Consider the following 18,644-nt stretch of genomic DNA (forward strand, 5'->3'; position numbering starts at 1 on the left):
CAGCACGCGTTTCCGGTCATGCGGTGCTCGGCACCGCGGCCGGCGCGGGGAAACGGAGGGGACGCAGGTCGGCTGGGAATCCGCCGACTCGGTCGATCAGGGCGCGCTGGAGTTCGGCGCGCCCCTGCCTGGAAAGGTCTGGCGCGGCATCCTTGGGCGCGACGCCGAAGTGGATCGTGTCGGATGCCGGGTCGACGGAGACCGCGGTGACGATGAGGCCGGAGTCGTCGGCGGTGTCCACGGGACCGTCGGGCACGGCGATCCGCACGGGCTCCACCAGCCCACCGGGCTGCCTCCCCTTCGTGAAGCCGACCAGTCGGCGCGCGTCGGCCACCGTCCTACCGACGAGTTCCTCCGTTCGGAACCGATTGGTCGGCACCTCCCGGGAGATCCACGGCCATAGAGCGAGGCACAGCACCGCGAAGGCCGTGGAGAGAATCGCCCAGAACAGCTCGTGCCGGGCGTACCCGATCACCGCCGCCACCACCATCGCGCCGACGGCGACGCACCAGCAGATCCACATCCACCGCAGCGATCGGACGGCCTGGGTCGCGGCACCGACGAGCCCGCCGAACATCAGCACCGCCCTCGGTGCGTCCGCGTCGGCGATCGCCGAGGCACCGTAGACCCCGAAGACGACCACGTAGAAATACCACCACCGGCTGACGCCGGGCCCCATCACCACTCTGGTCATTCTGCGATTGTAAAGAGTGAACCTCGGGCGAGCCAGACTCAGAACGGCGGGGGTTCGGGGTCGGTGTTAGGGACGAACTCGACGCCCTGCTCCTCGGCCTGCTTGCGTTGGCGTTCGAGTTCTTTGCGGAGTCGTTCTTCGGCGCGCTTCTTGACCTTCTCAATTCGGATGCGGCGATTCTTGGTCCGTTCGTCACGGCGTTGTTGGGCGCGGAGTTCGGCGTGGGTGTCGAAGGTCTGCGGCTGGGGCTCCTCTTCCGTCTCGGTGCGGGCAGGGGTGTCCCAGATGAGTTTTCCGAGTCCGGGGAGGATGTCGTGGGCGGCGCCGGGTGGGGTGAGCCAGATGCCGCCGGCGGGGTGGTGCCATTCGACGGTGCCGTCCTCGAGCAGATCCGACAGCCATCCGGTTTCGGTTTTGATGCGGTGGTGGAATCCGCAGAGTGGTACCAGGTTTCCGGGGCCGTGTTTCCCGGCGACTGTTGTTTTGCCGCCGCGTGCGGGGGCGCGGTGGTCGTATTCGGCGACGTGATCGGCCTGGCAACGGGTGGAGGGCACGCTGCAGCCGGGGAACACACACGTCGGGTACGTCAGCCGCATGATCAAAAGTTGATACTGCGTCGGCGTGTACCCGGACGCCCCGGCGAGATGAACTTCACCGGTCTCCGGATTCCGTTTGCCGAAGGCCCGGATGGTGGTGTCGCAGTCGGCGATCAGATCGTTCGCCTGCTCCGCGGTGACCGGCCCGGAGATGCCGAGTTCGTCGCACACCACATACGCCCCACCCGACGAGTCCGATGATGCCGGCTCAGGAGGCAGCCCGGGACCGGTCGATCCGCGAGATTCATGCGCCGCGGGAGAGTCGGAAGGAGATGTCGCGGACGTTGCGGGCGAGTCCGGCGGAGATGCCGCGGGAGATGCATCCGAGTCGCTGGAGACGATGCCCCCGGTTGTTCCGGATACGTCGCCCTCGCCGTCTGCGTTGTCCGCGTCGTTCGTGACTTCCGCATCGCTCGTGGTGTCTTCGGCGGCGGGTGGTTCGTCGAACAGGGTGATCGCGTCGTCGACCGCAGCAGTGGTGGCGGGCTGGGGTTCGGATGCGGCGGGTTCCGTTGTGCGGAGGTCGGATTCGTTGAGGAGGATCAGCGCCAGGGCTTTCACTTCCGATGCCACGGCCGCCGCGCGGGGTCGGCGTTCCTTGAACCGGCAGGCATCGTCGGAACACTGGCAGCCGAGAGTCTCGTAGCCCTCGATCAACGCCGCATGCGCGGCGACCTGCCGCTCCGCGAGCGTCCGCGGATCCTTCCGGCACGTGGTCTTCAGCATGTCGGCGAGCAGGGCGGCGAACCGGATCCCGTCGGCCTTCGGGATGATCGCTTCGACGTCGACGGTGCCGTCCGCCCGTGCGTGCATGTCGATCCCGAACCGCGGCTTCTTCTCCGGAACCTGCGGCACGGCGTCGATGTCGATCCGCACCAGAATCTGCTTCGCGGCCTCCTCCACCGCCGAGGCGGTGACGGCGACATCGGGGTCGGCGAGAGTGCCGGAGAGCCAGGCGGCCATGCGGACGTCGAACTCGTGGAGCACGCGGTCGTCGATGATCGCCGACGCATACCGCAGCACCGCGTACAGCTGCTGGTTCGTCACGATCCCGGTGGCGCAGACCGCGAACACACGGGGCAACCGCTCCCGCAGATCCAGACCACGATGCACCGCCGCCGAGGCGCCGCCCCGCCCGACCTGCAACACCGCCCCCACCTCGGCGACCAACTCATCCCAATCCCCGACGAACCGACGATCGGACTCCGCCCGGCACCGTCGCGCATCGTCCCGGACCGCGAACAGTTGGGAGAGCACTGCGTTCTTGCGGGCCTCCAATCGGTTCGCCTCCACGAGCACCGAGCGCAGGTCGGCCAGCAGGGCGCCGGCGTCGAGGCCTGCGACGTCCCCGAACTCGGGAGGCAGCGGCCGACGGACCGCCCTCCCGTGTTCGAATGCATCATCTGCCTGGCTCATACATTCGAGCCTACTCCGATCGCGACGGTATTGCTACCTCAAACACGAACGGGATCCTTCTCCCCCACAGAGCGTTCCGTCCCCCACGAAACGCCGCGACCGAGCCTAAGCGGCCGACCCCGGAAAGCGCTCGGGCCGGATGTCCGCGGGTCCACCGCCGACCTCAGCGACCAGGCGATCCTGCATCTCACTCTTGGTCAGATCGGCGGTGACCCTGCTGTCGCCCTGCGGGATGGCCGGATCGTCGGAATCCGCGACGCCCAGCGTGATCACGGCCCCCTTCACCTCGTCGCCCACCTGCGAAGTCACGGACACCGCGACCGCGGTCACGATCAGCGTCGCGTCCCCGAGGTCCTGTTCCCCCTTGGGCAGCCCGATGAGTACAGGCTCGGCGAGCGCCCGGGGCTGTCGACGGTCCGCGAAACCGAGCAGGCGCCACACGTCGGCGACGGTCCGCCCCACGAGCTCCTCGGTGCGGACCCGACACGTCGGAACGGCGTGCCGGATCACGGGCTGGAACACCGCGAGCCCCACGGCCAGAAGGGCGCCGACGCTCACCGTCGGCCAATCCTGCCGGACGAGACCGAACACGACGGCCACCGTCGCGATCACGATCCCGGCCATCATGAGCGCGTCACGCTCGCGCAACGAGCGTCCGTATTCCATGCCACCGACACACGCGAGCGCCGGCCACAGCAGGAGCATCGACCACTGCTCGTCGACCACGTTGCCGACGGCGAGGAACACGAGAGCGGCGGCCCACACCCACCACCAGCGACTGGACCTCCGGCCGATCACGACTCTGCGCACGCCGACATCCTAGGCAGCACAGACCCGATCGGCTTCGCAATCACACAGTCTCATCAACCCTTATTGTGCTGACGACTAATTAGCGACGGACATGATACAGATCCGAGCGGAAATCACCACCCGAAGAATTGTCGAATTTCTCACCCCGCCCACACCTTTTGCTAATCTATTAACTTCGAGAGCATTGTCGCCATGATTTCGGGATTCTCGGAGCAATGGCAGTGCCCCGCCGGCGACTGGATGGTCTGGGCTCCCGACGCCACGACGCGGGAGGCGATGACGAAAGCCCCTGACCAGGGCGTCGAGACCTCCTTCATCCAGGCCGACCACCTGCGCAGCGGCATCGACGGTGAAGCGTCCGTCCGGCGCCTGGTGTTCACCACATTCACGGTTCACGATGTATTCGACGCCGACGCCATGGGCAGGGTATTCGCCGAATTCGTGCGCGCCCACGGCATCTTCCACACGGCGTTCCCCGTTTCCGCGGACCTCTGCCCTGCGGGCCGTACCCTGCGCCCCGACCAGATCCGCATGGAAGTGACCGCGACCTCCGCCGGGCATCCGGGCACCACCGTCAAGGACCACCTCATGGCGACGGTTCCGCCGCTCGAGGACTGGGCGGCGTTCGCGTTCGCCGTCACCGGCGTCGAGCACGCGCACCACGGCGCGCAGGACCCGCAGTTCGAGGTGGTCGTCGTCTCCGACCACCTCTACACCGACGGGGTCTCGCAGGCCGTGAGCTTCTTCGAGTTGCTCTCCCGCTACACCGCGGTGCGGGCCGGCACCGAGTACACGCCGGCGCCGGTCCGCCCGTACCGCGAGTTCGCGGCGGAGCAGCGCACGCTCGCGGCGACGCTCACTCCCACGCATCCCGACGTGCAGCAGTGGCGCGACACCATCGTCCGCGCCGGCGGCATGCCGCGCTTCCCGCTCCCGCTCGGCCTGGCCGACGGGGAGTCCGCCCCGGGCAGGATCGCCGTCCACTCCTCGTTCGTCGACCCGGAGCTCACCGCCTGGTTCGGCACCGCGGCCAAGCGCGCGGGCGCGAACATGAGCAGCGCCCTGCTCGCGGTACTCGGCCAGGTGCACCACGCGCTCACCGGCGACGAGCTGTTCACCATGCTCATTCCCCGCGCCGACCGCTCCGCCGCGGGCGACGCGATGGCGGTGGGCTGGTACGTCACGCTGGTACCCGTACAGTTCTGCGCGCGAGGCGATTTCGACGATGTGGCGCGCAACGCGCACGAGGCCGTCTCGGTGGCCCGGCAGCTGGACCGCACCCCCGTGTTCCCCGTGATCGACCTGCTCGCCGACGATCCCGCCTTCGACGTGGAGCACGGCTTCGCCTCGCCGATGCTGTCCTACATCGACGTCACCCGCGTGCCCGGGGCGGAACTGGCCAAGCAGCACGACTTCTCGGTGTTCGCGAACGCCACGCCGTCACGCGAGGTGTTCATGTGGATCAACCGCGACGAGTCCGGCCTGGACTTCAACGCGATGCACCCCGATACCCCGGAGGCCGCGGAGGCGGTCGACACCGTGTTCCGTGCGCTGCGCGAGAACATCCTCGAGGTCGCCCAGCGGACCACCGCGCTCACGTCCGTCTGACGGAACGACCGGGCACAGCCGGGATCCTCAGTGCCCCCGGCGGATCCACTCCTCCAGATGCGGGGACTCCGTCCCCAGCGTGGTGCCGTCGCCGTGCCCGGTGTTCACCCGCGTCTCCGGAGGCAGGGCGAACAGCCGGTCCCGGATCGACTCGATGATCACGGAGAAGTCGCTGTAGGAGCGTCCGGTCGCGCCCGGTCCGCCCGCGAACAGCGTGTCGCCGCTGAACAGTTCCCCCGCCTCGGGGAGGTACAGGCACACCGACCCCGGTGAGTGCCCCGGCGCGTGGATGACCTGGATCTCCGTTCCCGCCACCGGGATCCGCGCACCGTCGGACAGGTCCTCGTGCGCCACCCCCGGATGCGTCATCTCCCACAGCACGTCGTCGCCGGGGTGCAGCAGGATGGGCGCGTCGAGCTGCGCCGACAGCTCCGGCGCGACGGTCACGTGGTCGTTGTGGCCGTGCGTGCACACGATCCCGCGGACCTTCCGCCCGTCGACCGCATCCACGATGGGGCCGGCGGAATGCGCGGCGTCCACGACGATCACCTCGGTGTCGTCGCCCACGATCCAGACGTTGTTGTCGACGTCCCAGGAGCCGCCGTCCAGGGTGAACTGCCCGGAGGTGACGACCCGCTCCACCCGCACGCTCACAGGACGACCACCGATCGCAGCACCTCGCCGCGGTGCATCGTGTCGAACGCGGATTCCACCTCGTCGAGTCCGATCCGCTCGGTGACGAACTTCTCCAGCGGCAGCCGTCCCTGCCGGTACAGGTCGACGAGCTGCGGGAAGTCGCGCTCCGGCAGGCAGTCCCCGTACCACGACGATTTCAGCGAGCCGCCGCGCGAGAAGAAGTCGATGAGCGGCATGTCCAGCGTCATGTCCGGCGTCGGGACACCCACGAGCACCACCGTGCCCGCGAGGTCCCGGGCGTAGAACGCCTGCTTCCACGTCTCGGGCCGGCCGACGGCGTCGATCACCACATCGGCACCGAACTCGTCGGTGAGTTCCTGGATGGCTTCCACCGCATCGGTTTCCGCGGCGTTCACGGTGTGCGTGGCGCCCAGATCGCGCGCCCACTCCAGCTTCTTCGGGTCACGGTCGACGGCGATGATGGTGCGCGCGCCCACGAGCCGCGCGCCCGCGATCGCCGCATCGCCCACGCCGCCGCAGCCGATCACCGCCACGGTGTCGCCGCGGGAGACGCCGCCGGTGTTCACCGCGGCGCCGAGGCCCGCCATGACGCCGCAGCCCAGGAGACCCACGACGGCGGGGTCCGCATCGGGATCGACCTTGGTGCACTGGCCCTGGTGCACCAGCGTCTTCTCCGCGAAGGCGCCGATCCCGAGCGCCGGCGACAGCTCGGTGCCGTCCTCCAGGGCCATCTTCTGCGTCGCGTTGAAGGTGTCGAAGCAGTACTGCGGCCTGCCCCGCTTGCAGGCACGGCACGAGCCGCACACCGCGCGCCAGTTGAGGATCACGAAATCGCCCGGCTGCACGTGGTCCACGCCCTCACCGACGCTCTCCACGACGCCCGCGGCCTCGTGCCCGAGGAGGAAGGGGAACTCGTCGTTGATGCCGCCCTCGCGGTAGTGCAGGTCCGTGTGACACACGCCGCACGCCTGCACCTCGACGACCACCTCGCCCGGCCCCGGATCCGGAATCACGATGGGCACCACCGCGACCGGCTCACCCTTCGCGCGCGCGACGACTCCTCGAACGACCTGCGGCATGACCTACTCCTCGTCTCGGTTGTGCCACCGGTCTATCACACGGGGCCGGCCTGTTCGTCGGACTCGTCTTCACGGGCGGGCCCCGCGACGGGCAGTTTCACGCGGAACCACGTGGCGCCCGGTTCGGACTTCACCGAGAGGTCGCCGTGGTGCTTGTTGACCACGATGCGCCAGGAGATGTCCAACCCCAGGCCGGTGCCCTCGCCGACCGGCTTGGTGGTGAAGAAGGGCTCGAAGATCCGGTCCACGACACCGTCGGGGATGCCGGGCCCGGTGTCACCCACCTCGACGAGCACGAACTCCCCGTCGTGCGAGGTGCGCAGCGTGAGCGTGCCGGACGCGACCCCGCCGGAGGTCATGGCGCCGAGCGCGTTGTCGAGCAGGTTGGTCCACACCTGGTTGAGCTCCGCCCCGAACCCGCGGATCGGGGGCAGCGCCCCGTCGTACTCCTTGACGACCGTCACGTCGCCCAGCTTCTGGCTGAGCATCACCAGCGTGCTGCCGAGCAGCTCGTGCACGTCGAGGGTCTGGAACGGGGCCCGATCCATCTGCGAGTACTGCTTGGCCGCGGAGACGAGCGCGGAGATCCGCGTGGTGGAGTCGCTGATCTCGTTGAGCAGCAGCTCCGTCTCCACCGTGTAGTAGAGCCACGCCATCGCCTTGGGCAGCATCTCGGCGCCGACGCGGGCCAGCACCGCCTCGAACCAGTCCACGTCGAGCCCGGCCGCGACGAAGGCGGGCGCCAGCTCGTAGCCGCCGTCCACGTCGTTGTCGTCGAGCCAGTCGGCGATCTCGTCCTCGCGATCGGAGGCCTCCAGCGGGGTCAGCGACGGGGCCTTCGCCACCGAGTCGACGGCGTCCTCCTGCAGGTCCATGAGCTGCACCAGCAGGTCGTGGTGCCACGCGCCGGCAGCGATCTTCGCGAGCTTGTGCCGCATGCCGCCCACCCGGGTGCGCAGCTCGGAGGTGGCCCGGACGGCCGCCCCGGCGGGGTTGTTGAGCTCGTGCGTAAGCCCGGCGGAGAGCGAGCCGAGGGCCAGCAGCCGCTCCCGCTCGCCGATCATCCGCTGCGTGCGCTTCCCGCCGTAGAACACGCCCTCCAGCAGGTGCACCGCCATGGGGAACCAGGTCTGCATGAGCTCCGCGAAGTCCGCCGACGGCAGCACGTAGAACCGGCAGTCGGTGACGGCGCGCATGGACGAGTTGTAGGTGGCGCCCACGCCCTCGCCGAGGAAGCTCCGCCACGCCCCGGCGTACACGCCGCGGTGATCCGTGCGATTGGTCTCGACGTCCGCGTCGCCCACCCGCTGCGAGAGCGCGACGGTCCCGTCGAGCAGTACGAACAGCGATTCGGCCGGGTCCTCCTGCCGGTACACGACCCCGGCCGGGTACTCCTCGATCCGGCCGCGCTCGCACAGCCACTCCAACTGCTCGTCGGACAGCTTCTCGAACAGGAAGAGCGTGCGCAGCTCGTCCTTGAGGCAGTCGTGCGGGGCGGTCACGAGTCCAGCCCCGCCAGGTACCGGTGCACGAACATCACGGCCATCGCTCCTTCTCCCACGGCCGAGGCCACGCGTTTCGCGGACTCGGACCGCACGTCGCCGGCCACGAACACACCGGGGACGCTCGACTCCAGGTGGAACGGCGGACGGTCCAGTGGCCATTCCCGGCGCGGCGCACCGTCGAGGTCGGGCCCGGTCACGACGAACCCGTGGGCGTCCCGGACGACGACCCCGTCGAGCCAGTCCGTACGGGGCGCCGCGCCGATGAACACGAACAGGTAATCGGCGGGAACGGTCTCCTCCTCGCCGGTGCCGCGGTCACGGAGCGTCAGCTTCTCCAGGTGGTCGCCGCCGTGCGCCTCGACCACCTCGGTCCGCGCGCGCACGTGCACGTTGTCGATCTGCGCGAGCTGCTGGATCAGGTAGTACGACATGGACGCCTCGAGCGATTCCCCACGCACGAGCAGCGTCACGGAGCGGGCGCCCCTGGCGAGGTACACCGCCGCCTGCCCGGCGGAGTTGGCGCCGCCCACGATGTAGACGTCGAGGTCCGCGCAGTTCGGCGCCTCGGTGAGCGCGGAGCCGTAGTAGACCCCGGCGCCGGTCAGCCGATCCAGGCCCGGGGCGTCCAGCTGCCGGTAGGCCACACCGGTCGCGAGGATCACGGTGTGCGCGCCCACGGACGTCCCGTCGGCGAACCGCACGGTGCGCCCGGAGCCGACCACATCGAGCTCCACCACGTCGGAAGTGGTGATCACCTCGGCCCCGAACTTCCCCGCCTGCCGCCGCGCGCGGTCGGTGAGCTGGGTGCCGGAGACCCCGTCGGGGAATCCCAGGTAGTTCTCGATCCGCGAGCTCTGCCCGGCCTGGCCGCCCGTGGAGTGCCGCTCCACGAGCACCGTCCGCAGGCCCTCCGAGGCGCCGTACACGGCGGCCCCGAGACCGGCGGGCCCGCCGCCCACCACGACCAGGTCGTAGAACTCCTCCGACGGTGCCGTGGACATCCCGACGCGTTGCGCCAGTTCCACGTCCGACGGTGCGCACAACGCGTCGCCGTCGCCGGCCACGACGAGCGGCAGGTTCCGGCCGTCGACGCCGGCGGCGGACAGGAGTCGTCGTCCCTCCGGCGATTCCGAGGAGAACCAGCGATACGGGACCTGATTACGAGCGAGGAACTCGCGCACCTCCGAGGAGCGGGCCGACCAGCGGTGCCCCACCACCTTGAGCTCCGTGATCGGCCGGTGGTCGGTGCACGCCCACGCCTCCAGCTGCCCGTCGAGCACGGGGTAGAGCTTCTCCTCCGGCGGATCCCACGGCTTGAGCAGGTAGTAGTCGAGGTCCACCACGTTGATCGCCTCGATCGCCGCGCCCGTGTCCGCGTACGCGGTGAACAGAAGCCGCCGCGCCGACGGGTACAGGTCCATCGCGGACTCCAGGAACTCGAGGCCGCTCATCTCGGGCATCCGGTAGTCGGCGAGCAGCACCGCCACCTGCTCGCCGCGGAGCTTCAGCTCGCGCAGCGTCTCCAGCGCCGCGGTCCCGCTCTCCGCGCGCACGATGCGGTACTCGGAGCCGTACCGGCGCCGCAGGTCGCGCGCCACGGAACGGGACACGCTGGGATCGTCGTCGACGGTGAGGATCGCGGGGCGCCCGGGGGTTTCTGCCACGCCCTCAGATTACGGCGGCGGCGCGCTCCGCGTCGGCGAGCGCGCGCTGCAGGGAGCCCAGGGAGTCCGGCCCCGCGGCGGGGTAGGTGACGGTGCCCGACGGTCCGCCTTCCACCGACCACCACGTGACCCACCCGTGCTCGTGCTCGCGCGGCAGCGCGACCCGGATCAGCCGGTCGCCCGCGGGGCTGTGCACCGTCCGCGTCACGATCGGCGCATCGATCTCGTTCCGCCGCCTCGCGCGCGGCAGGAATCTCCGTCCGCGGCGGGGATTCGCGGGGCGAGCGGGGATATCAGTAGCGGGCGGCCGAGACCAGGCCGCCGAGGCGGCGGCCGGCGACCGAGGCCTCCAGGACCCGGCCGACACCGTCGGCGGTGGCGCCCCAGGAGAAATCGGCGGCGCGCTCGCGGGCCTTCTCCCCCAGCTCGCGCCGCAGCAGGTCGTCGCCCAGCAGCCCTGCGACGGCCTCCGTCATCCCGGCCAGGTCGCGCACCAGGAGGCCCGTGGCACCGTCGACCACGGAGTCCGTGAGCCCGCGGGACGATACGTACCCCACGGTGGGCACCCCGTGCTGCGCGGCCTCGATCACGGTGATGCCCCAGCCCTCCTTGCGGGACGGCATCACGTGCACCCAGGCGCGCGAGAGAACCTGATGCTTACGGGTTTCGGTGACGTGGCCGTGGAAGGTCACGGCGTCGAGGACGCCGAGGCGGGCGGCGTGCGCGTACAGCTCCTCGTCCCACCAGCCGCTGCCGACCACGTCGAGATGCAGGCCGGGCACCCGGCGCCGCAGCCGGGCGAGCACGTCCAGCGCGTCCTCGATCTGCTTGTGCGGCACCAACCGCGACAACACCACCATGCGCGGCTCGGCGGACCGGGGCTCGGCGACGGCGAGCACCGGGTCGATTCCGTTGCGCACCACGGCGACCCGCTCCTGCTCCACCCCGAGCAGCGCCAGCTCCTCAGCGGACGGCAGCGAGACGGTGAGGTACTGCGAATCCCGGTGCAGCCACGGCGACAGCCGCGATTCGATGAACCAGCCCACGCGCGCCACGAGCCGGCCGGCCACGGGCCACTGCTCGCGGTGGCAGTGGTGCACCAGGACGGTCACGGGCACGCCGCTCACGAGCCGCGCGAAGAAGGGGATGCCGTTCTGCGTGTCGATCACCGCGTCGGGCCGGATACCGCGCAGCGGGCCGCGGCCGAACCGGGCGAGCACGATCGCGAGCAGCGCCAGCGGGTACACGGTGAACCGGCCGCCACCGCGGGAGATCCGCACCCCGTCGCGCACCTCGGCACGGGCGGCCCCGGGGTAGTGCGCGGTGCGCAGCGTGACCCGCACGCCGCGGCGCGCCAGCTCCTGGCCGACGCGCTCGAGGTACAGCTCACTGCCGCCGCCCTGCGGGTGGCGGGTGTCTCGCCAACAGAGCAGGAGGACTTCACGCACGCGCTCTAGGGTACCGTCCGGTGGCGTGGACCCCGTGACCTCGCAGTTCGCCCGACGCGCCACCCTGCGCCGGTCGGTCTCGCTGCTGTCCGATTTCCGGTTCGAGCAGTCCGCGCCGGAGCGGTTCTACGGCGCGCTCGCCCGGGACACCGTCGAGCTGACGGACGACCTGTTCTGGGAGCCGCTCCACGGCGCGCTCGTCCTCGACGTGGGCGGCGGCCCCGGCTACTTCGAGGACGCCTTCGCCGAGCACGGCGCGGTGTACGTGCCCGTCGAGCCCGACCCCTCCGAGGCGCACGCCGCGGGCATCACGTCGACGCGGGGCGTCCGGGGTTCGGGCCTCGCGCTCCCCATCGCCGACGGTGCCGTCGACGTCTGCCTGTCGTCGAACGTCGCCGAACACGTCCGGGACTGGCGGTCGATGGGCGAGGAGATGCTGCGGGTCACCCGGCCGGGCGGGATGGTGATCCTCAGCTACACGCTCTGGTACGGCCCGTTCGGGGGCCACGAGATGGGCCTCACCCACTACCTGGGCGGCGCGCGCGCCGCGCGGATGTACACCAGAAGGCACGGGCACCCGCCCAAGAACCTGTACGGCACGTCACTGTTCAAGGTCGGCGCCGCGGACGGCCTGCGCTGGGCGGGCACCGTCCAGGATGCCGAGCTCGTCGCCGCGTTCCCGCGCTACCACCCGTCGTGGGCGTGGTGGTTGGTGCGCGTACCCGCGGTGCGCGAACTGCTGGTGTCGAACCTGGTCCTGGTGTTCCGGAAGGCGTGACGACAGGGGCCCTCCGCCTCATGGGGGGCGGTGCGGAGGACCCCTGCCGCTTCACCCGATCACGCCGCCGACGATCCGCCCTCACCGCGGCTCGAGTCGGTAGCGGGATCGGAGTCCGTGGCCGCCGACTCTTCCAGTCGGGCTACGACTTCCCGATGACACATCCGATGAATCAGCTCATTCTAATCGAGCCGCGGCCGACGCCGCCCTTCTTCCACCACAGCGCAGAACGCGCGTTACGCGCCGAACAGTCGCAAGTGCTTACCGCAAGCATTCGGCGCACAGCGGACGCCCGCAATCATCGCCGGAGGTCAAACACCCGATCTTTTGCACTACGTGCAGGGAACGTTCTCGTACCTGCGGGAGCGGACTACGCCAGATGCAGGAGCTTCTCCGGGTTGCGCACCGCGTACACGGCCGTCACGCGGCCGCCGGCCACCTCGAAGCTGATCACGTCGTCGACGGTGCCGTCGAAGCTCACCACCATCGACGGCATGCCGTTGAACACGCCGAACCGGACGCCCATCTCCCCCAGGTCCGCCGACTTGCGCAGCAGGCCGACCATCATCCGCGCCACCCGGTCCGCGCCCACCACGGGCCGGCGCGCTGCCGACACCACGCCGCCACCGTCGCCGAGGTACACCACATCGGGCGCCAGCAGGTCCATGAGCGTCTGCACGTCGCCCGTCGCCGCCGCCACCAGGAACCGTTCGGCCGCGCCCCGCGCGTCCTCGGGATCGACGACGGTCCGCGGCCGACGCGCCCGCACGTGCCCGCGGGCGCGGTGCAGCGTCTGCCGCACCGTCGCCTCGCTCTTGCCCACCGCCTCCGCGATCTCGGGGTAGCCGAAGTCGAAGACCTCACGGAGCACGAACACCGCCCGCTCCGTGGGCGAGAGGGACTCCAGCACGAGCAGCATCGCCGTGGTGACCGCCTCTCCGGTCAGCACGTGCTCGGCCGGTGCGTCGGCCGACGGTGCCTCGAGCGGCTCCGGCAGCCACGGACCCACGTACTCCTCACGACGCCGCGAACTGCTCCGCAACGCGTTGAGCGCCTGCCGGGTCACGATCCTGGCGAGGTAGGCGCGCGGGCTGTCCACCCCGCCGAGGTCCACCTCGCACCACCGCAGGTAGCTCTCCTGCAGCACGTCCTCGGTGTCCGCGACGCTGCCCAGGATCTCGTACGCCACCGAGAACAGCAGCGGCCGATGGTCGGTGAACAGCTCTGCGGGCGTGGGCGGCTCGGGCACGGCGGTCACCGGGGCGCGGGGAGCCAGGCGAACGTCGCGGTGCGCGCGGCGCCGCGGGCCAGCCGGCACACCTGTTCCTTGAGCGCGGCGGCCGGACGGCCCGCGAACCAGATCCGGGTCGGCGAATCGTCGCGGCGGGCCACTTGGATCACCGCGGAACGACGGCCTATGGACACGTTCTGCCCCGTGTACCCCATCGAGTACCGTTTCGGCGCAGCGCCTTCCAGAATGCGGGCCAAGTTGTCCGCGCCGTGCGCGCCCTGCGGCAGCGCCGTCTGGCAGGACAACCTGGCGCCGGGGACCGCGGCACCGTCTCCCACCGCGAGCACCCGGGGATCGCTGACGCTGCGCAGGTACTCGTCCACGAGAACGCGCCCGTCGGCGTCCACCGCCAGGCCGCTGCGCGCACCCAGGTCGCTCACCTGGGTCGCGATCGCCCACAGCACGAGATCCGCGTCGCCGACGGCACCGTCGAACCGGCCCCGCTCGACGGCCACACCCAGCCGCGCCAGCTCCCGGTGCACCCGGCCGCGGGCGCCCTCCCCCAGCGACGCACCCACCTCGCCCTCACTGAGCAACCGGACCCGCAGCCCCGGATGCGATTCCGCGACCTCGGCGGCGGTCTCGATGCCGGTCAGGCCGCCCCCGACGACGGTGACCCGGGCACCGTCGGGCAGGTCCGCCAGCGCCGCGCGGGCCCGTTCCGCGGATTCGAGCCCGCCCACCGCGAAGGTGCCCGACGGGGCGGTGACCGCCCCGCCCGCGGCGTACACCAGGTGCTCGAACGGCAGCGTCGTGCCGTCGGCGAGCAGGAGGGAGCCGTCGCCGATCTTGTCCACCGTGCCCACCACGAGCCGGATCCGCGGATTCAGCATCTCCGTCAGCGGCGTCACGGCGCCGCCGCTGCCCGCGAGGTGCTCGTGCAACCGCACCCGCTCGACGAACTCCGCGCGCGGGTTGACCACGGTGATCCGCGCTCCCGGCGCCTTCTTGGCGAGCCGGTTCGCGGCGACGGTGCCCGCGTAGCCCGCGCCGATGACGACGATCGACATGTCTGCCTCCTCAAGGCGGTTTCCAGTGTTCCGCACATGAGACACCGGCCGCCGCCGATCTGTGACAGAGCACCGGATGTGATCCCCGCTACCCCGCCTATCCCTCGGCGATCGCGGCGAGCGGGGGCGTCCGGGCGGCGCGGATCGCGGGCAGGATGGCCGCGCCGACGCCGACGAACGCCGACGCCACGAGCATGACGATCACGGTGGACCACGGCACGACCACGGAACCGAGCCCTTCGTCACGCAGCGCGTTCACCAGCGACGTGCCCAGCAGCACGCCCAGGAACAGCCCCAGGACCGCGCCGAACACCGCGATCAGGATCGATTCGAGGTAGATGGACCGCCGCACCTGCGAGCGGATCATGCCGATCGCGCGCAGCATGCCGATCTCCCTGCGCCGCTCCACCACCGACAGCGCGAGCGTGTTGACGATGCCGAGAATGGCGATGATCACCGCCAGGCCGAGCAGCGCGTACAGCACGCCCATGAGGGCCGTGATCGCCTGGCCCGCCTGGTCCTTGAGGTCCTGCTGATCGTCGACGTTGACCACCAGCAGCGGCTTGACCGCGTCCCGGAGGCGCTGCTTGAGGTCGTCCACGTCGGTCCCGTCCGCCGCACCGATGAACACCGACTGCGGGGTGACCACCGGGCTCGAGGATCCCCGCGCCGGCGGGTACAGCTGGTTCATCTCCGCCGCGGTGACCACGGGACCGGAGAGGGCGCCCTCCTGGGCCTTGTAGATCCCGGTGACGGTGGGCGTCACGGTCTCCGCGCCGGTCCCGGACCCGAGCGGGACCGGCGTCCCGACCTCCCAGCCGCGCTCGCGGGCGGTCCTGTCGTCCACCAGCATCCCCCGGCCCGCGAGCGCGAGGTCCCCGGAGGTGCGGGTGAGGTTGAAGACGGAGGTCACGTCACCGTCCACCGCGAGCAACTGCTCGCGCTCGCCGCCGATCCGCGCGGGCGCCACGTACAACGTGGTCCTGCTGCCGATGCCCTGCACGTCCTTGATCGCGTCCAGCGCCGCCGGCGGCATCCCGAACTGCGGAGCCTGCAGCACCAGCTCGGACCGGATACCGCTGTCCACCTGCGCGTCGATCGACTTCTGCATGGAGGCGCCCAGCGTGCCGATCACGCCCACCAGGGCCACGCCGATCACGAGCGCGAACGCGGTCGCGGTGGTGCGCTGGGGGTTCCGCATCACGTTGGTCCGCCCCAGCCGGCCCGCCGGCCCGAACGGAACCGCGAGCACCCGGCCCACGCCGCCGAGCACCGGCGCCACCAGCGCGGGCCCGCCGATCACCACCGCGAGCACGAGCCCGAACCCGGCGACGCCCACGAGGATCGCCGCGCCGGAACCGGATTCGGTGGTGGAAACGAACAGCAGGGCCAGCGAACCGAGGAACAGGCCGGCGCCGATCGCGCCGCGGACGAGCACCGACGTGGCGGATCCACCGTCCTGCGCGCGCATCGCGGCCACCGGCGGCACCTTCGAGGCGCGCACGGCGGGGATGAGCGCGGAGACCACCGTGACCACGGTGCCGACCAGCATCACGGTGACGATCACCGACGGCGACACCACGAGGCCCGTGTCGGGGAATCCCGCGCCGGCGGCCTTGACCGCCGCCTGCAGGCCGACCGCCAGGGCCACGCCCACCGCGAGTCCGGCCGCGCTGCCGAGGATCCCGACGATGAGCGCCTCCAACACGACCGAGTTGCGCACCTGCCCGCGGCCCGCGCCGATCGCGCGCAGCAGGGCGAGCTCCTTGAGCCGTTGGGCGACGAGCATCGAGAAGGTGTTGTAGATGATGAACACGCCCACGAGGAGGCCGATCAGGCCGAATGCCACGAGGAAGTAGTTGAGGAAGCTCAGGCCCTGGTTGATCGTGTCCTCGAACTCCTGCCGCACCTCGTCGCCGGTCTTGACGTCCAGGTCGGGCAGGGCCGCGGCGAGGGCCTCGCGCAGCTGCGCCGGAGTGGTGCCGTCGGCGGCGGCCACGTCGATGTTCGGGGTGGTCGCGCCGTCGCCGAACAGCGACTGCGCCTCGTCCTTCGCGAACAGCGCGCCGATGTACCCGCCCGAGTCCACGGACGTGGTGTAGACGCCCACCACCGTCACCTCGATCGGGCCGGGCGAGTGCGGGGTCACCACGGTGGTCCTCGCGCCGGTCCTCAGGTCGAGCCTGTCGGCCGCGGTCTCGTTGAGCACCATCTCCTTCGGGCCCGACGGTGCGCGGCCCGAGGTGATCGTCAACCCCGCCGGATCGAGGTTCTCCCCCGGCGGCAGGTAGGCGCCGCCGATCTGCGGCGCGCCGGACGGCGACACCACGTTCCCCTCGCCGTCGCGCAGCGCGATGGTGCCGGTGATCGCGGGTTGGGCCACGCGGACCCCGGGGACCGCCGCGACCCGGTCGACGACGCTCAGCGGCACCCCCGGCCCCGACGGGCCGAATCCGCCCTGCCCCTGGGCGTTCTCCGGCGCGACGCGCGCATCGACGCCCACCGCGATCCGGTCCGAGATGCCGTCGAAGGCCTTCGACAGGGTGCCGGTGAACACCATCGACCCGGCGATGAACGAGGTGCCCAGCAGCACCGAGAGGACGGTGAGGAACAGGCGGCCCTTGTGGGCCATGAGGTTCCGCAGCGCGACGCGCCGCATCGGGGACGCCACCGGCTACCTCGCCACCAACTCGTCGAGGTGGATCAGCTTCTCCGCCACCAGTTCCGCGGTGGGGCCGCGCATCTCGTCGACGATCCGGCCGTCGGCGAGGAACACCACCCGGTCCGCGTACGAGGCCGCCCGCGGATCGTGGGTCACGATCACCACGGTCTGCCGGTAGTCGTCCACCGCGGCCCGGAGGATGGAGAGCACCTCCGCGCCGGACCGGGAATCCAGGTTCCCCGTGGGCTCGTCGCCGAACACGATCTCCGGCCTGCCCACGAGCGCGCGGGCGCACGCGACGCGCTGCTGCTGGCCGCCCGACAGCTCGGTGGGCCGGTGGTCGAGGCGCTGCCGCAGGCCGAGCCGGTCGATCACGGCGTTCATCCACTGCTCGTCGGGCTTGCGGCCCGCGATGTCGAGCGGCAGCGTGATGTTCTCCAGCGCGGTGAGCGTGGGCACCAGGTTGAACGCCTGGAACACGAAGCCGATGCGGTCGCGTCGCAGCTCCGTCATCTGCTTGTCGCTGAGCGAGGTCAGCTCCGTGCCGCCCACCTGGACCGATCCGCCCGTCGCGGCGTCGAGACCGGCGAGGCAGTGCATCAGGGTGGACTTGCCGGAGCCCGACGGGCCCATGATCGCGGTGAACTCCCCCGCGCGGAAGTCGATCGTGACGCCGGCGAGAGCGTGCACCACGTTCTCGCCCTCGCCGTAGACCTTGGTCAGGTCCACGGCGCGGGCCGCCACGGCCTCGAAGTATTCGGACATGCAACGAGCTTGCCAGAATCCCCGGCGCACGGCATCGGGGTGATCCCCCACCCGCCGTGGCCCGGTCGGCGGACACCGGCGCGGCGGGCCGGGCGCGCCGCGCGGGCGTGGTGGACAATGGCGGGATGCGCCTCGAACCCCGCATCCTGATGCAGTTGTCCGGCGTCCTGCACCTGCGCGACGGCAAGTTCTTCGCCAGCTGCTTCGGGCACCGGGTGCCGGACGACCTGCTGGCCGCCGTCACCGTGCACGGCGCCGCCACCAACAAGGCGACCGCCGGGTTCGCCTCCCCGTCGCGCAGCCAGGCGTCGATGCCGGTCGAGATCGAGCACTGGGACGACGAGCCGCCGGCGGACGGGGACTGGGACACCGTGCTCCGGACCCAGCTGTGCGTGGACACCTCCGGCAGCATCGAGTGGTTCTCCCCGTCGACCGAGGAGCCCGGCGGCCCCGGCGACGTGGTGGAGTTCCCCGTGGCCCGCGGCTGGTACGAGGTGGAGGCCGCGGCGCGGCACGCGGGCGACGGCGCGGACACCTGGCGGATCCGGATGTGGAGCTCGGACGAGTACGGCCCCGACCTCAAGGAGATCGGCGAGATCGCCCTCCTCGCGCGCTGACGAACCGCTACGGTGAGGCGGATTCGCCGGTTCGGGGGAACCGG

General features: G+C 71.0%; 16 protein-coding genes. 3 read left to right on the forward strand and 13 right to left on the reverse strand.

The window, feature by feature from the left end:
* Positions 1-16 precede the first annotated feature (16 nt).
* From BN39_RS04690 to BN39_RS04700, 3 genes are all read right to left on the reverse strand, one after another.
* Positions 17-694, reverse strand: a complete 678-nt coding sequence (locus BN39_RS04690) for a hypothetical protein (protein WP_148281412.1) — start codon at positions 692-694, stop codon at positions 17-19.
* 38 nt (positions 695-732) lie between these two features.
* Positions 733-2,706: a DUF222 domain-containing protein gene (locus BN39_RS04695; protein WP_019201205.1), complete on the reverse strand. Its 1,974-nt coding sequence runs from the start codon at positions 2,704-2,706 to the stop codon at positions 733-735.
* A gap of 105 nt (positions 2,707-2,811) precedes the next feature.
* Positions 2,812-3,516, reverse strand: a complete 705-nt coding sequence (locus BN39_RS04700; protein ID WP_148281413.1) for a hypothetical protein — start codon at positions 3,514-3,516, stop codon at positions 2,812-2,814.
* Positions 3,517-3,708: 192 nt separating this feature from the next.
* Between BN39_RS04700 and BN39_RS04705 the strand changes: the two genes are divergently transcribed.
* Positions 3,709-5,124, forward strand: a complete 1,416-nt coding sequence (locus tag BN39_RS04705) for a condensation domain-containing protein (protein ID WP_019201207.1) — start codon at positions 3,709-3,711, stop codon at positions 5,122-5,124.
* Between the two features lie 27 nt (positions 5,125-5,151).
* Here the strand turns inward: BN39_RS04705 and BN39_RS04710 are convergent, their stop codons facing one another.
* The 6 genes from BN39_RS04710 to BN39_RS04735 form a co-directional block, all read right to left on the reverse strand.
* Positions 5,152-5,778: an MBL fold metallo-hydrolase gene (locus BN39_RS04710; protein ID WP_019201208.1), complete on the reverse strand. Its 627-nt coding sequence runs from the start codon at positions 5,776-5,778 to the stop codon at positions 5,152-5,154.
* Positions 5,775-6,860, reverse strand: coding sequence for an S-(hydroxymethyl)mycothiol dehydrogenase (locus BN39_RS04715; protein ID WP_019201209.1), 1,086 nt, complete (start codon positions 6,858-6,860; stop codon positions 5,775-5,777). The genes BN39_RS04710 and BN39_RS04715 overlap by 4 nt, the downstream gene beginning before the upstream one ends.
* Before the next feature lie 35 nt (positions 6,861-6,895).
* Entirely contained in the window at positions 6,896-8,362 is a 1,467-nt protein-coding gene (locus BN39_RS04720; RefSeq protein ID WP_019201210.1) for an ATP-binding protein, read from the reverse strand.
* Positions 8,359-10,029 (reverse strand): FAD-dependent oxidoreductase, encoded by a 1,671-nt coding sequence (locus tag BN39_RS04725; RefSeq protein ID WP_019201211.1) that lies wholly within the window; start codon positions 10,027-10,029, stop codon positions 8,359-8,361. The genes BN39_RS04720 and BN39_RS04725 overlap by 4 nt, the downstream gene beginning before the upstream one ends.
* Positions 10,030-10,033: 4 nt before the next feature.
* Positions 10,034-10,237 carry a hypothetical protein gene (locus BN39_RS04730; protein WP_019201212.1) on the reverse strand — a complete coding sequence of 68 codons (204 nt, stop codon included), beginning with the start codon at positions 10,235-10,237 and terminating at the stop codon, positions 10,034-10,036.
* 85 nt (positions 10,238-10,322) lie between these two features.
* Entirely contained in the window at positions 10,323-11,477 is a 1,155-nt protein-coding gene (locus BN39_RS04735; RefSeq protein WP_019201213.1) for a glycosyltransferase family 4 protein, read from the reverse strand.
* Between the two features lie 34 nt (positions 11,478-11,511).
* On the opposite strand from BN39_RS04735, the gene BN39_RS04740 reads away from it, so the two are divergent.
* Complete coding sequence (locus tag BN39_RS04740; protein WP_040766587.1) at positions 11,512-12,255, forward strand: bifunctional 2-polyprenyl-6-hydroxyphenol methylase/3-demethylubiquinol 3-O-methyltransferase UbiG; 744 nt, start codon at positions 11,512-11,514, stop codon at positions 12,253-12,255.
* Between the two features lie 370 nt (positions 12,256-12,625).
* Here BN39_RS04740 and BN39_RS04745 read toward each other — a convergent pair whose 3' ends face one another.
* The 4 genes from BN39_RS04745 to BN39_RS04760 form a co-directional block, all read right to left on the reverse strand.
* A complete protein-coding gene (locus BN39_RS04745; protein WP_371190615.1) occupies positions 12,626-13,513 on the reverse strand; it encodes an RNA polymerase sigma-70 factor in 888 nt (295 codons plus the stop codon).
* Positions 13,510-14,556 (reverse strand): NAD(P)/FAD-dependent oxidoreductase, encoded by a 1,047-nt coding sequence (locus BN39_RS04750; protein ID WP_019201216.1) that lies wholly within the window; start codon positions 14,554-14,556, stop codon positions 13,510-13,512. The genes BN39_RS04745 and BN39_RS04750 overlap by 4 nt, the downstream gene beginning before the upstream one ends.
* Positions 14,557-14,653: 97 nt before the next feature.
* Positions 14,654-17,227: an ABC transporter permease gene (locus BN39_RS04755; RefSeq protein WP_237741622.1), complete on the reverse strand. Its 2,574-nt coding sequence runs from the start codon at positions 17,225-17,227 to the stop codon at positions 14,654-14,656.
* Between the two features lie 3 nt (positions 17,228-17,230).
* Positions 17,231-17,983: an ABC transporter ATP-binding protein gene (locus BN39_RS04760; protein WP_019201218.1), complete on the reverse strand. Its 753-nt coding sequence runs from the start codon at positions 17,981-17,983 to the stop codon at positions 17,231-17,233.
* A 125-nt stretch (positions 17,984-18,108) separates the two neighbouring features.
* Between BN39_RS04760 and BN39_RS04765 the strand changes: the two genes are divergently transcribed.
* A complete protein-coding gene (locus BN39_RS04765; RefSeq protein WP_148281414.1) occupies positions 18,109-18,600 on the forward strand; it encodes a hypothetical protein in 492 nt (163 codons plus the stop codon).
* Positions 18,601-18,644 lie beyond the last annotated feature (44 nt).

It is taken from the genome of Tsukamurella sp. 1534 (assembly GCF_000312385.1).
Classification (GTDB): domain Bacteria; phylum Actinomycetota; class Actinomycetes; order Mycobacteriales; family Mycobacteriaceae; genus Tsukamurella.